This window comes from Actinosynnema sp. NPDC023794 (genome assembly GCF_040639675.1).
GTDB classification, from domain to species: Bacteria; Actinomycetota; Actinomycetes; order Mycobacteriales; family Pseudonocardiaceae; genus Actinosynnema; species Actinosynnema luteola.
In genome coordinates this window covers 406,240-418,834 of the sequence record NZ_JBFAFR010000004.1, presented here as the reverse complement: position 1 = coordinate 418,834, position 12,595 = coordinate 406,240, and the positions used below count along the sequence as shown (strand labels likewise).

The following is a 12,595-nucleotide window of genomic DNA, read 5'->3' as shown; positions in this document are numbered from 1 at the left end:
CATGATCCGGTGGGACGCGCGGATGCGGGATTCCCGCTGTGCTTCACCGCATCGGGCGGATCTCCCGGCCGCACAGTCGTCCCCGTGGAAGCGAATCTCTTCAGCCTGGTGGACGCGACCGACCGCAGCCGGATCTTCGCCTGGGGCATGGAGGTCTTGGACGAGGACCGGTCGGACGCGATCGTCTACCGGCGTGATCCCGAGACCGGTCGGACGTTCATCGGGCAGCACACGTCCGCCGAATCAGCCCTCAAGCGCTACGGCAGGCGCGTCCCCCTCGCGCTCGTCTGGGAGCACGACGAGGTCCTGGAGGCGCTCGGCGTCGGACAGGACGTGGATGGCGGCGATCCGGCCGGCCGCGACGGTGAACGCCATGATCGACAGCGGTCGGCCGTCGGCCACGACGACGACCCCGGCCGCGCCGTTGACCAGCGCCGGGCGGGCGAACGGCGACAGCCGGCCGAAGGTGACCGCCTGGCCGGCCACGGTGCGGGCCCCGGAGAGGGTGACCGAGAAGCGTGAGCCCGCGCCGCCGTCGGAGCGGAGCACGACGTCCGGGTCGAGCACGGCGACCAGGGCGTCGAGGTCACCGTCACGTGCGGCGGCGAAGAACGCGGTCACGACCTCCCGCTGCCGGGTCGGGTCGGTGTCCGGGGTCGGGACGCGGCCCTGGACGCGGCGGCGGGCGCGGCCGGCGAGTTGGCGGGTCGCGGCCGTCGACTTCTCGATCACCGCGGCGATCTCGTCGAACGGCACGGCGAACATGTCGTGCAGCACGAACGCGAGGCGTTCGGCGGGCGTGAGGGTGTCCAGGACGACCAGCAGCGCCAGGCCGACCGAGTCGGCGAGCACCGCTTCGTGCTCGGGGTCGGTGCCGTCGTCGTAGCTGATGACCGGGTCGGGCAGGTGGACGTCGAACGAGTCCTCGCGCCGCTGCTCGCGCGAGCGCAGGACGTTCAGGCAGAGGCGGGCGACGACCGTGGTCAGCCACGCGCCGAGGTTCTCCACCTCGCCGGTGTCGGCGCGGTCGAACCGCAGCCAGGCGTCCTGCACGGCGTCGTCCGCCTCGGCCACCGAGCCGAGCATCCGGTACGCCACCGCGCGCAGGTGGGCCCGGTGCTCCTCGAAGCGCTGGGTCAGCTCGTCCACCGTGTCACATTCCCTCCGCGCCGCGGGTCGACGCAGTGGACCCACTCGACATGTTCGGAGGAACAATGACATCCATCCTGGTCACGGGCGGTACCGGCACCCTCGGGCGCCTGGTCGTGCCGCTGCTGGACGGGCACCGGGTGCGCGTGCTCAGCAGGCACGGCCACGGGCCGGTGGACGGCGTCGAGCACGTCACCGGCGACCTGCTCACGGGCGAGGGCGTCGAGGCGGCCGTCGAGGGCGCGGAGGTCGTCCTGCACCTGGCCGGCGGCCCGAAGGGTGACGCGGAGGCGACCGGGCGGCTGGTGCGCGCGGCTTCGGCGACCGGTGGTGTGCGGCACTTCGTCCACATCTCGGCCATCGGCGCGGACCGCGTGCCGCTCTCCTGGTTCCGGGAGAAGCTCGGCGCGGAACGCGCGGTGGCCGACTCGGGCCTGCCGTGGACGACCCTGCGGGCCGCCCAGTTCCACGACCTGGTCCTGACCGTGGTCGAGAAGATGGCGAAGCTGCCGGTCGTCCCCATCCCCGGCGGCCTGCGGTTCGAACCGGTCGACGCCCGTGACGTGGCGGAACGGCTGGTCGAGCTGACGCTCGGCACACCGGCCGGCCTGGTGCCCGACCTGGCCGGCCCGAAGGTCTACGGCCTGGCCGACCTGGTGCGGGGCTACCTGGCGGCACGCGACAAGCGCCGTCCCGCGCTGCCCGTCCGGATGCCGGGCAAAGCGGGCCGGGCCTACCGCGCGGGCGAGAACCTGGCCGGCCCGGGAGCCGCGAGGGGCACGCGGACCTGGGAGGACTTCCTCGCCGAACGGGTGCCGGCGGACCGGTGAGTCAGCGCGGCGAGCCCGAGGAGCGGATGGGGCGCAGGACCGGGGTCGGGGCGTCCTTGACGTCCACGACCCGCATGCGGCGGATCGCGCCGGCGTCCACCGGCAGCAGGAGCGTGGTGATGCGGCGGACCAGCACCGCCGTCAGGACCGCCACGGCGGAGGCCAGGAGGTCGGCGACGGCGTGGAACAGCACGCCGTCCGCCATGGCCTGCACGCTGGAGCGGAAGCCCCAGACCACGGTGAACGCGACGAACAGGCCCGTGAACGCCCACAGGCCCCACCACCAGCGGACCAGCTTGGAGGGCGCCGGGCGGGCGGTGGCCGGCTCGCGCAGGGCGGCGTGCTCCAGCTCGGCCAGGACCGAGCCGGGCACCACCAGGTTCACCCCCGGCACCACCAGGCCGATCAGCACCTCGCGGTCCGACCTCGACGGGCCGTACCCCGCCTCGGTGGCGGCGGCGTTGCGGGCCCGGCGCAGCCACAGCAGGGTGAAGACCAGGGCGACCGCGGTCGCCACGATCGTCACCACGGACGAGGCCACGACCATGGCGTCCGACACGCCGACCGTGGTCTCCGACATCGCGCCGTAGCGGCTGAGCAGCAACAACGCGTAACGCCAGAGCTCGCTGCCCGCCGCCCACAACGCCGTCAACGCGGCCAGGCCCAGGGCGTGCGACGCCGTGCGCGCCAGCCGCTGCGCCTGCTCGACCGTGTCGGCGGACCGGTCGTCGTCCATGGCCACGGACGTGGGCCAGCGCCACGCCAGCAGCGGGAAGCCCCAGCGCGGCGGCACCGGGTACGACGGCGGGCCGGTGTAGGCCCGGCGCGGCGCACCCCGGCGACGGTGCGGGTAGGCGCCGGGTGGCGGGGTCGCCACCCAGTCCACGCGCAGCGGTCGCAGCGCCATGTCAGATGACCTCGGGCTCCGCGCCGTCGACCTCACCGACCAGCGGACGGCCGGACGCGGCCCACACCTGCATGCCGCCGTCGACGTTCGTCGCTTCCCAGCCGTTGGCGTTCAGGTACTGCGTGACCCGCGCGGAACGGCCGCCCGAGCGGCACACGACGTAGAACTCGGAGTCGCCCGGCAGCTCGTCGAGCTTGCCCGCCAACTCGCTCATCGGGATGTGCAGGGCGCCGGGGGCGTGGCCGGCCGCCCACTCGTCGGCCTCGCGCACGTCGAGCAGGACCTTGCCCTCCGGCAGCTCCGCCGGCACCTCGGACACTTCAACGCTGGGAACCGTCACGGGTCCATGCTGCCACGGCGGTGATGAACCGGGGATAAAGGAGCACGCCGGCCACCGTCCCCGAGAGGACGATGGCCGGCGTGGTGTCCAGCGGGAACGGCGGCGACTAGTGGGCGGTCGCCTTCTCGGCGCCGACGCCGGTGAGGGCGCGCACCTCCATCTCCGCGTACTTCTCCTTGTTGTTCTCCTTCGACAGCACGGTGCCTAGGAAGCCCAGCAGGAACGACAGCGGGATCGACACGAGGCCCGGGTTGTCGAGCGGGAACCAGTGGAAGTCGACGCCCTGCAGCATCGACGCGCTCTTGCCGGTCTGCGGGTTGACCGGCTTGCCCGACACCACCGGCGAGAACACGATCAGCAGCACCGTGATGCCGAGACCGCCGTAGATGCTCCAGAGGGCGCCCGCGGTGTTGAAGCGCTTCCAGAACAGCGAGTACAGGATCGTCGGCAGGTTCGCCGAGGCCGCCACCGCGAACGCGAGCGCCACCAGGAAGGCGATGTTCTGGCCGTTGGCCAGGATGCCGCCGAGGATCGCGACGATGCCGATCACGACAGCCGTGCGCCGGGCGACCTTCACCTCGGCTTCCTTGTCCTCCACCTGACCCTTTTTGATGATGTTCGCGTAGATGTCGTGCGCGAACGACGCCGACGCGGTGATCGTCAGGCCGGCGACCACGGCGAGGATCGTGGCGAACGCGACCGCGGCGATCAGGCCGAGCAGGATCGGCCCGCCGAGGGCTTCGGCCAGCAGCGGCGCGGCGGAGTTCACGCCACCGGGCGCCTTCTGGATCTTGTCGGAGCCCACGAGGGCCGCCGCGCCGTAGCCCAGCACCAGGGTGAGCAGGTAGAAGATGCCGATCAGCCAGATCGCCCACACCACGGAACGACGGGCTTCCTTCGCGGTCGGGACCGTGTAGAAGCGCATCAGGATGTGCGGCAGGCCGGCCGTGCCCAGCACCAGCGCCAGGGCGAGCGAGATGAAGTCGAGCTTGCTGGTCTCGGTCTTGCCGTACTGCAGGCCGGGGCCGAGCAGCTTGTCCGACACCGAGCCGAGCAGGCTCGACAGGTTGAAGCCGTACTTGCCCATCACCCAGACGGTCATCAAGCCGGCGCCCGCGATCAGCAGAACGGCCTTGATGATCTGGACCCAGGTGGTGCCCTTCATGCCGCCGATGAGCACGTAGGCGATCATCAGCGCGCCGACGACGGCGATGACGACGGCCTGGCCGCCCTTGCCGGTGATGCCGAGCAGGAGCGCGACGAGACCGCCGGCGCCCGCCATCTGGGCCAGCAGGTAGAAGAACGACACGGCCATCGTCGAGGTGGCCGCCGCCGCGCGGACCGGGCGCTGCCGCATCCGGAACGCCAGCACATCGCCCATCGTGTACTTGCCCGTATTCCGCAGCAGCTCCGCGACCAGCAGCAACGCGATGAGCCACGCCACCAGGAAGCCGATGGAGTACAGGAAGCCGTCGTAGCCGTTGACCGCGATGGCGCCCGCGATGCCGAGGAACGAGGCGGCGGACAGGTAGTCGCCGGCGATCGCGATGCCGTTCTGGGGGCCGGTGAAGGCACGGCCCGCGGCGAGGTAGTCGGCGGCCGTCTTGCTGTTGCGGCTGGCCCGGATGACGACGACCAGGGTTGCCGCGACGAAGATGCCGAAGATGCCGATGTTGAGCAGGGCGTTGCCGTTCACGCTTGACCCCTTTCGAGCTCGTTGCGGAGCTTCTCCGCCATGGGGTCGAGGTTCTTGTTCGCGTGCCGCACGTACAGCGTCGTGATGACGAACGTCGACACGAACTGCAGCAGCCCGAGGATCAGGCCGACGTTGATGTTGCCGATGACCTTCGTCGACATGAACCCGTGGGCGTAGTCGGCGAGCAGGACGTACAGCAGGTACCAGGCCAGGAAGAGACCGGCCATGGGGAAGACGAAACTGCGCAGCCGCCGGCGCAACTCGCGGAAGTCGGGGCTGTTCTGCACATCCACCCAGTTGTGGTTGTCCTGGGCATCGGGGGTGTGCTGCTCAGAGGTGCTCACGGTCCCCTCCTCGCGTACTTGACGACGGTGTGAACGGCACGTAAGTCCTCCTGGTGCGTTCCTGATACGCCGTGCACCGTAGGGAGACCTGGCTCACGCCTGAAAGACCTTTTGTGTGACCTTGCGCTCAACAGTCGAGTGATGCGATGAGCGGTAGTAACTCTGAGACGAACTGCCACTCGGGTGATCGAAGTCACCGATAGCCGGATCGGTGTCTTTATCTTCACCCGATTGAGACCTATCTCCACTCTCAGCGACAGGCCTCCGGATCGACCCGGTGCGCCGCAGGTCATCGCGGGCGGCGACCGGCGGCAGGCCTGCCCGAAGGCCTAACCCCCAGCCGGGCGCTCAAACGTCACTGTGAGGCGTTTCACACCGGTTCAGGTCGACGACGGTCCGCCCGCACCGGGCTCGCGGTCCGCCGCACGCGCCTTCTCCTCGCCCGTGCCGAACTGCGACTCCCGGTCGCGCATGAACCCCAGCGGATCCGGCGCGTGGAACCGCAGCAGGATCTGGTTCACGTCCTCGGGCTTGCGGCGCGCGGTCAGCCTGCTGATCATCACCATCGTCAGGAACGCCACCGGCACGGTCACCAGGGCCGGCTGCGAGAACACCGACGGCGCCCACCCCCCGGTGTACGAGCTGACCACCGTCGCCACCTGCGCGCCGATCACCAGCCCGCCGCCGACCAGCAGACCTGCCATCGCGCCGACCCACGTCAGCCCGCGCCACCAGATGCCCAACAACAACAACGGGCAGAACGTGGACGCCGCCAACGCGAACGACATCGCCACCGTCAGCGACGCGTCCGACCGGGGCAGCAGCAGCGCCAACCCGATCGCCACCGCGCCGGTCAGCACCGTCGCCCACCGGAAGTCGCGCACCTTGCCCGGCAGGATGTCCGTCGACACCACCCCGGCCACCGACACGAGCAGCCCCGACGACGTGGACAGGAACGCCGCGAACGCGCCCGCCGCCACGATCGCGCCGAGCACCTGGCCGAGGACGTTCGGCTGCATCGTGCCCGGCAGCAGCAGCACGGCCGCGTCCGTCTTGCCCGTGACCAGCAGCTGCGGCAGGTACTGGCGCGAGATCACGCCCAGCACGGTCGGGAAGAGGTAGAACAGACCCAGCAGGTACAGCACGTGCAGCGCCGTGCGCCGCGCCGCCCGCCCGTCCGGGTTCGTGTAGAACCGCACCAGGACGTGCGGCAGCCCCATCGTGCCCAGGAACGTCGCGAAGATCAGCGAGTACGTCTCGAACAGCCCCGACAGGCCCTCCGTCTGGGGGCGCAGCCATTCGTGGTTCGACGTCGGCGACCCCTCGACCACCGGCACCGGCGAGCCCGCGGCGAACCGCAGCTTCGTCTCCGCGCCCACCTCGTGCAGGCCGGGCGTCCAGTACACCGGGCCGTCCGCGGGCGAGCCGTTCACCAGGCCGGTCGCGGACAGCTCCATCGCCACGTCGACGCGCACCCGCACCGGGTCGACCGTGGTCGCCTCGACGTTCTCGGGGAACCGCAGCACGCCCGCGGCGTCCACCGGCTGCGCGCCGTTGCCCGGACCGGTCAGGAACAGCGCGAACAGCACGAACGTCGGCGCGGCGATCGCGAACAGCTTGCCCCAGTACTGGAACGCCTGCACCAGCGTGATCGCGCGCATCCCGCCGCCGAGGACGTTCACCACCACGATCACGGTCACCGCCGCGCCGCCGAGCCACGCGGGCAGGCCGGTGATCGTGTTCAAGGTCAACCCGGCCGACTGCAGCTGCGGCACCAGGTACAGCACGCCGATGCAGATCACGAAGAAGGTGCAGACCCGCCGCAGGTTCGACGGCCCGAGCCGCGCCTCGGCGAAGTCCGGCAGCGTGTACGCGCCGGACCGCCGCAGCGGCGCCGCCACGAACAGCATCATCGCCAGGTACCCCGCGGTGAAGCCGACCGGGTACCACAGGGCGTCGATGCCGTCCTTGAGCACCAGCCCCGCCACACCGAGGAACGACGCCGCGGACAGGTACTCCCCGGAGATCGCGGCGGCGTTGCGGGTGGCCGGGATCGCGCGGCGGGCCACCAGGAAGTCCGGTGTCGTGTTCGCCCGGCGGGAACCCACGTAGCCCAACGAGAACGTCAGCAACGCCATCACGCCGACGAGCACGAGGCTCCACGGGTTGTCGATCACCGGTCCACCGAACTCACGAAGTCGTGCTCGTGCCGCTCGGCGAGTCTTCGGTACGCGTAGCCGACGCCGTAGCAGAGCGGGAACGGCGCCAGCCCCAGCAGCAGCCACGGCAGCCGCACGCCGACGAGCTGCACCTCCGCCAGCCACGGCAGCAGGTAGAACACCAGTGGCAGCAGCGCCAGCAGCAGCAACGTGCCGCCGCCGAGCGCCAGGCCCGTGCGCAGCTGGGTGCGGATCAGGTCGCGGATCAGCTTCTCCCCGACGCTGGTCTGCTCCTCCAGCTCGATGATCGTGCGCAGCACCCGGCCGCGCCCGCGCGGATCCGCCAGGACCACGCGCCGCCTGCGGTTCTTGCGCGCGGAGACCGACAGCCAGGCGTCACGCTCGGCCGGCTGCGGCTGGTCCGGTTGCCCGGGAGGGCCGGAGTGCTTGGTCATCCCCAACTGCTCTTGGGGGGGCGCACGATCCTCTCCTTCAACTCGCGGGTGTGCCGCCTGCTGACCGGCAGCTCCTTCGCGCCCTCGCCGGAGCCGATCACCACCGCGTACCCGTTCGACGTCATCCGCAGCTCGGTCACCAGCGGCAGCGCCACCAGGAAGGACCGGTGGATCCGGACGAACCCGGCGTTCTCCCAGCGCTCTTCGAGCTGCGCCAACGGGATGCGCACCAGGTGGCTCGCGCCGTCGTTGGTGTGCAGGCGCGCGTAGTCGCCCTGCGCTTCGACGTAGCGGACGGTGGCCCGTGGCACGAGCTTGATGGTGCCACCCAGCTCGACCGGGATCACCTCGTCGTCCTGCGGTTCCGCCGCGGCGGGCTCCGGCGTGATCGCCGGTGTCGCGGCGACCCGGTCGACCACCCGCGAGATCGCCTTGTTGATCCGGTCGGAGTTGATCGGCTTGGTCACGAAGTCCAGCGCGCCCACCTCGAACGCCACCACGGCCTCCGAGTGCTCGACGCCCGTCACGAACACCAACGCCGGTGGCTGCCGGAACGCGCCGAGCACGCGCGCGAGGTCCGTGCCGCTCAGCCCGGGCATGTTGATGTCGGCGAACACGGCGTCGACCGGCGGTAGCCCTGCCCTGGTGCGGTCCATCACCTCGACGTCGTAGTCACCCCGGAGGATGCGCAGTGCCTCGGCCGCGTCGAAGGCCGTGAGCACGCGTCGGATGTGCGGGCTGCTTTCGAGCAGGTACTTGATCTCGCTCAGACCGGGTGCCTCGTCGTCCACCGCCAGAACGAGGAGGCCGTTGCTGTCCGCGCGATTGTTCACTGGGGTACTCACTGTGCCGCGCATCTTGCCGACCCGGTGGGGTCGCTGTCTACGCCGGTTGCCGGACGGCCGCGGGGCCGTGACCTCACAAGCCGAATCGCGACCAGCGCGCCCGCTCTTCCAGCGCCGCCAACCCCTCCACCAGGAAGTCGCCCGATCGTGTGGTCGCGCCGGCGAGTCCGAGCCGGGCGAGGAGGGGTCGGCGCGGCTCGGCGATCGCGATCTCGGCGTCCGGGTAGCGCTTGGCCACGACGCCGCGCAGCGTGCCGAGGCCGTCGACCAGACCGAGCTCGACCGCCTTCGCCCCGGTCCACACCTCGCCGTTGAACAGCTCGTCGTCGGTCGCCTTGAGCTTCGCGCCGCGGCGCTGCTTGACCCAGTCCGCGAACTGCTCGTGCAGCTGCGCCTGCAAGCCCTTGAGCCACTCGACGTCCTCGGGCTTCTCCGGGCTGAACGGGTCCAGGCGCACCTTGGCCTCGCCCGCCGTGTGCACGCGCCGCTCGACGCCGTAGCGCTCGATCAGGCCGTTGAGGCCGAAACCCGCGCTGACCACGCCGATCGAGCCGACCAGGGACGTGCCGTGCGCGTAGATCTCGTCGCCCGCGCAGGCCAGCCAGTAGCCCCCGGAGGCGGCCAGGTCCTCGCAGAACGCCAGGACGGGCACCTTCTTCTTGGCCGCCAGCTCGCGGACGCGCTCGGCGACCAGCGCGGACTGCGTCGGCGCGCCGCCGGGCGAGTTGATCAGCAGGGCGACCGCGACCAGCCGGTCGTGCTCGAACGCGCGGGTCAGCGCGCTCTCGACGGTCTGCATGCTGATGGTGTTGCGGGCCATCGGCGTCGGCGTCGGGGTGATGACGCCGTGCAGTCGGACGGCGGCCACCACGGGGCCGCGCTCGGTCCGCTCGCTCACGATCTTCGGCAGCCGGGCCGCGATCTTGTCCGTCACGCTCATGGCTCCGACCTTACGTGTGAACGGAGGTCGCGTGACACGGCTAACATCGACCGGTGACGTTCAACCCGTTCCGGTGGCTCGAACGCTACGTCGAGTGGTGGGACGACCGGGGCCGCAAGAATGCGGACGGTCCCACCGCCATGCACGTCTACTGGATGTGGATCACGTGGAGCGTCTGCGCGGTCATGATGGTGACCGTCCTCGCCGTCGCCGCCGCGTGAGCTGATCAGGCGCGCACCACGGGCTGCTCGGTGGTGTCCTCCAGCCGCGGCGGCACCAGCGGCAGGTTCGTCTGCACGCCCGGCCGGTACTTCGGGATCTTCAGGATGATCTTCATGCCGGCTTCCGGCGCCGTCTCCACGACCAGCGCGTAGTCGTCGCCGAACACCGCCCGCATCCGGTGGTTGATGTTGCCGAGGCCGACGTGCGCGCCGGTCTGGTGCGCGTCCTTGAGGTCGTCGAAGAGGCGGTCCGGGTCCATGCCGACGCCGTCGTCCTCGACCGAGATCAACGCCTCCGCGCCGTTGTCCTCGGCGATGATCGTCAGCTCACCGCCGCCGGGCTTCTTCGCCAGGCCGTGCCGCACGGCGTTCTCCACCAGCGGTTGCAGCACCAGGAACGGCAGCACGACCTGGAGCACCTCGGGCGCGATCTTGAGCCGGACGTTCAGCCGCGACCCGTACCGCGCCTGCTCGATGGTCAGGTAGCGGTGGATGTTGGTCAGCTCGTCGGCCAGCGTGGTGAAGAAGCCGTCGGTGCGGAACGAGTAGCGGGTGAACTCGGCGAACTCCTGCAGCAGCTCCCGCGCGTGCCCCGGGTCGGTGCGGATCAGCGACGAGATCGTGTTCAGCGCGTTGTAGACGAAGTGCGGCGATATCTGCGCCCGCAGCGCCCTGACCTCGGCCTGCGCCAACGCCTGCCGGGACTTCTGCAGCACCTCCAGCTCCAGCTGCGTGGAGACGAACCGCGCGGTCTCCTCCGCCATCCGGATCTGCCGCTTGTTCGCCACGCCGCTGACCACGATCAACGTGCCGGCGACGTCGCCCTCCACCACCAGCGGCACGATCACGGCGCTGTGCAGCGAGCACGGGCCGGGCAGCTCGCACTCCAGCTTGCGGTGCTCGACGTGCTCCTTGTGGCCCTCGCCGATGGCGCGCTCGATGTAGGCGCGGAGGAACTCGTAGTGGTCGTTGGCGCCGCCGTCCCACGACAGCAGCGTCCCCTCGTGGTCGGTGATGCCGACCGCGACGCACCGCAGCATCTCCCGCAGGTGCGGCGTCGCCTTGTTCGCCGCGTCCTCGGTCAAGCCCTCGCGCAGGTCGGCCGACGCCTTCGACATGCGGTGCAGCATGTCCATCACGGCGTCCTCGACCGACGTGCTGACGCGGCGGGCGCGGCACAGCATCACGAAGAGGCCGAGAACGGCCAGGGTCGCGATGAGTCCGAGCACAGCGCGCTCGGTCAGGAGGTCCCGCACGGCGTCCATGCTGTGCCGTGGGGGCGGTATAGGCAAGGGGATGGGCGGTGCGAGACGCGCACATCCGATGAATTGCGGGCAACCGTGGCAGAGTGCTTACCCGAACGGGTGATCAAGACCCTTCACGATCACGGAGCGTGGGTGCGACCCGATCACTCGGGCCGCGCACCCCGCCTCGGCGCTCACCCCGCGTCAGCGCCGACCGCTCTCGCCCGGGTCGGACGGCTTCGACTCGCTCGGCTCGGACGGCTTCGACTCGCCGGGGTCTTCCGACTCCTTGCACTTCAGCTTCTCCACCAGGTCCGCCAGCGCGGGGTCGTCGAGCAGGTCGAGCTCCTCCAGCACGCGGCAGATCACCTCGGACACCTGGTCCTGCTGCAACCGGGGCGGCTCCTCGGCCTCCGGCGCGGCGACCGAGACGGCGATGGTCGAGCCGGCGAACGTGGCCAGTCCCATCGTGGCGCCGATCAGCGCGGCGGCGATGCGCTGGTTCATGACTCCTCCAAGTTGGGTCGGTCGGACCCCGGAGGAGTTCCCCGGTCGGCGCGGCTCAGCCGACGAACGGGCCAAGCCACTCGTCCGTGTGACCTACTTGAGCAGCCGCGACATCCGCCGGTCGGCGAGCGGCTTGCCGCCCGTCTGGCACGTCGGGCAGTACTGGAAAGCCTTGTCCGCGAACGAGACCTCGCGCACCGTGTCACCGCACACCGGGCACGGCAGACCGGTCCGCGCATGCACCCGCAGCCCGGACCGCTTCTCACCCTTCAGTGTCGCGGCCGACTGGCCGACCGACCGGGCCACGGCGTCGTTCAGCACGCCGACCAACGCCTCGTGCAGCCGGTCCAACGCCTCCGCCGGCAGCTTCCCCGCCGTCGCGTACGGCGACAGCCGGGCGGTGTGCATGATCTCGTCGGAGTAGGCGTTGCCGACACCGGCCATCAGCGCCTGGTCGGTCAACGCGGTCTTCAGCCGCTCCGTGCGGCCGGCGAACAGGTCTTCGAGCTGGGTGCGCGTGAGCGACAGCGCGTCCGGACCGAGCCGCGCGACACCCGGCACGTCCGCCGGGTCGGTCACCACCCACGCGGCCAGGCCCTTCTTGGTGCCCGCCTCGGTCAGGTCGAACCCGGGCCCCTCGCCCGGCGGGCCCAGGTGCACGCGCAGCGCCAGCGGGCCGCGGCCCGGCTTGGGCGGGGCCGCCGACAGGTGCTCCGACCAGCGCAGCCACCCGGCCCGCGCCAGGTGCACCACCAGGTGCAGGCCGTCGCAGTCCAGGTCGAGGTGCTTGCCGAACCGGCCCGCGCCGGTCACCTCGCGCCCCTGGAGCTCGGTCCACGGCGGCGTGAACGTCTTCAACACCTGCAACGACGCGACGTCCACCCGGTGCACGCGCCGTCCAACGGCGTGCTCGCGCAGGTGGTGGGCGAGCGCCTCGACCTCGGGCAGTTCCGGCACC

General features: G+C 70.9%; 14 protein-coding genes. 2 read left to right on the top strand and 12 right to left on the bottom strand.

What is annotated here, in order from left to right; all coding sequences use genetic code 11:
- Positions 1-243 precede the first annotated feature (243 nt).
- Positions 244-1,149: an RNA polymerase sigma factor SigJ gene (gene sigJ / locus AB0H12_RS13290; protein ID WP_499623063.1), complete on the bottom strand. Its 906-nt coding sequence runs from the start codon at positions 1,147-1,149 to the stop codon at positions 244-246.
- A gap of 65 nt (positions 1,150-1,214) precedes the next feature.
- Between sigJ and AB0H12_RS13285 the strand changes: the two genes are divergently transcribed.
- Entirely contained in the window at positions 1,215-1,979 is a 765-nt protein-coding gene (locus tag AB0H12_RS13285; protein WP_499623062.1) for an SDR family oxidoreductase, read from the top strand.
- A gap of 1 nt (position 1,980) precedes the next feature.
- Here AB0H12_RS13285 and AB0H12_RS13280 read toward each other — a convergent pair whose 3' ends face one another.
- From AB0H12_RS13280 to AB0H12_RS13245, 8 genes are all read right to left on the bottom strand, one after another.
- On the bottom strand, positions 1,981-2,886 hold the full coding sequence (locus AB0H12_RS13280; protein ID WP_499623060.1) for a DUF4328 domain-containing protein: 906 nt from the start codon (positions 2,884-2,886) through the stop codon (positions 1,981-1,983).
- Position 2,887: 1 nt separating this feature from the next.
- Positions 2,888-3,226: a rhodanese-like domain-containing protein gene (locus AB0H12_RS13275; protein WP_230569413.1), complete on the bottom strand. Its 339-nt coding sequence runs from the start codon at positions 3,224-3,226 to the stop codon at positions 2,888-2,890.
- Positions 3,227-3,332: 106 nt separating this feature from the next.
- Positions 3,333-4,922: a monocarboxylic acid transporter gene (locus AB0H12_RS13270; RefSeq protein WP_499623058.1), complete on the bottom strand. Its 1,590-nt coding sequence runs from the start codon at positions 4,920-4,922 to the stop codon at positions 3,333-3,335.
- Complete coding sequence (locus AB0H12_RS13265; RefSeq protein ID WP_499623057.1) at positions 4,919-5,266, bottom strand: DUF485 domain-containing protein; 348 nt, start codon at positions 5,264-5,266, stop codon at positions 4,919-4,921. The genes AB0H12_RS13270 and AB0H12_RS13265 overlap by 4 nt, the downstream gene beginning before the upstream one ends.
- A 380-nt stretch (positions 5,267-5,646) precedes the next feature.
- Positions 5,647-7,404 (bottom strand): sodium/solute symporter, encoded by a 1,758-nt coding sequence (locus AB0H12_RS13260; RefSeq protein WP_499623184.1) that lies wholly within the window; start codon positions 7,402-7,404, stop codon positions 5,647-5,649.
- Between the two features lie 35 nt (positions 7,405-7,439).
- A complete protein-coding gene (locus tag AB0H12_RS13255) occupies positions 7,440-7,880 on the bottom strand; it encodes a hypothetical protein (RefSeq protein WP_499623055.1) in 441 nt (146 codons plus the stop codon).
- Positions 7,877-8,737 (bottom strand): LytR/AlgR family response regulator transcription factor, encoded by an 861-nt coding sequence (locus tag AB0H12_RS13250; protein WP_499623053.1) that lies wholly within the window; start codon positions 8,735-8,737, stop codon positions 7,877-7,879. Before AB0H12_RS13250 ends, AB0H12_RS13255 begins: the two co-directional genes overlap by 4 nt.
- 61 nt (positions 8,738-8,798) lie before the next feature.
- Positions 8,799-9,665: a S49 family peptidase gene (locus tag AB0H12_RS13245; protein WP_230569419.1), complete on the bottom strand. Its 867-nt coding sequence runs from the start codon at positions 9,663-9,665 to the stop codon at positions 8,799-8,801.
- Between the two features lie 53 nt (positions 9,666-9,718).
- Here AB0H12_RS13245 and AB0H12_RS13240 point away from each other — a divergent pair, with 53 nt between their 5' ends.
- Positions 9,719-9,886, top strand: a complete 168-nt coding sequence (locus AB0H12_RS13240; protein WP_197289226.1) for a hypothetical protein — start codon at positions 9,719-9,721, stop codon at positions 9,884-9,886.
- A 5-nt stretch (positions 9,887-9,891) separates the two neighbouring features.
- On the opposite strand, the gene AB0H12_RS13235 is transcribed toward AB0H12_RS13240, so the two are convergent.
- The 3 genes from AB0H12_RS13235 to AB0H12_RS13225 form a co-directional block, all read right to left on the bottom strand.
- Positions 9,892-11,151, bottom strand: a complete 1,260-nt coding sequence (locus tag AB0H12_RS13235; protein ID WP_230569420.1) for a histidine kinase — start codon at positions 11,149-11,151, stop codon at positions 9,892-9,894.
- A gap of 183 nt (positions 11,152-11,334) precedes the next feature.
- Positions 11,335-11,637: a hypothetical protein gene (locus AB0H12_RS13230; RefSeq protein ID WP_499623052.1), complete on the bottom strand. Its 303-nt coding sequence runs from the start codon at positions 11,635-11,637 to the stop codon at positions 11,335-11,337.
- A gap of 93 nt (positions 11,638-11,730) precedes the next feature.
- On the bottom strand, positions 11,731-12,594 hold the full coding sequence (locus AB0H12_RS13225; RefSeq protein WP_499623051.1) for a DNA-formamidopyrimidine glycosylase family protein: 864 nt from the start codon (positions 12,592-12,594) through the stop codon (positions 11,731-11,733).
- Position 12,595: the final 1 nt, after the last annotated feature.

Bases quoted from the DNA above. Each gene is read 5' to 3' on its own strand.
- AB0H12_RS13260 (WP_499623184.1), bottom strand. From the start codon at position 7,404: ATGGCGTTGCTGACGTTCTCGTTGGGCTACGTGGGTTCCCGCCGGGCG.
- AB0H12_RS13250 (WP_499623053.1), bottom strand. From the start codon at position 8,737: ATGCGCGGCACAGTGAGTACCCCAGTGAACAATCGCGCGGACAGCAAC.
- AB0H12_RS13280 (WP_499623060.1), bottom strand. From the start codon at position 2,886: ATGGCGCTGCGACCGCTGCGCGTGGACTGGGTGGCGACCCCGCCACCC.
- AB0H12_RS13255 (WP_499623055.1), bottom strand. From the start codon at position 7,880: ATGACCAAGCACTCCGGCCCTCCCGGGCAACCGGACCAGCCGCAGCCG.
- AB0H12_RS13285 (WP_499623062.1), top strand. From the start codon at position 1,215: ATGACATCCATCCTGGTCACGGGCGGTACCGGCACCCTCGGGCGCCTG.
- AB0H12_RS13230 (WP_499623052.1), bottom strand. From the start codon at position 11,637: ATGAACCAGCGCATCGCCGCCGCGCTGATCGGCGCCACGATGGGACTG.
- AB0H12_RS13245 (WP_230569419.1), bottom strand. From the start codon at position 9,665: ATGAGCGTGACGGACAAGATCGCGGCCCGGCTGCCGAAGATCGTGAGC.
- AB0H12_RS13235 (WP_230569420.1), bottom strand. From the start codon at position 11,151: ATGGACGCCGTGCGGGACCTCCTGACCGAGCGCGCTGTGCTCGGACTC.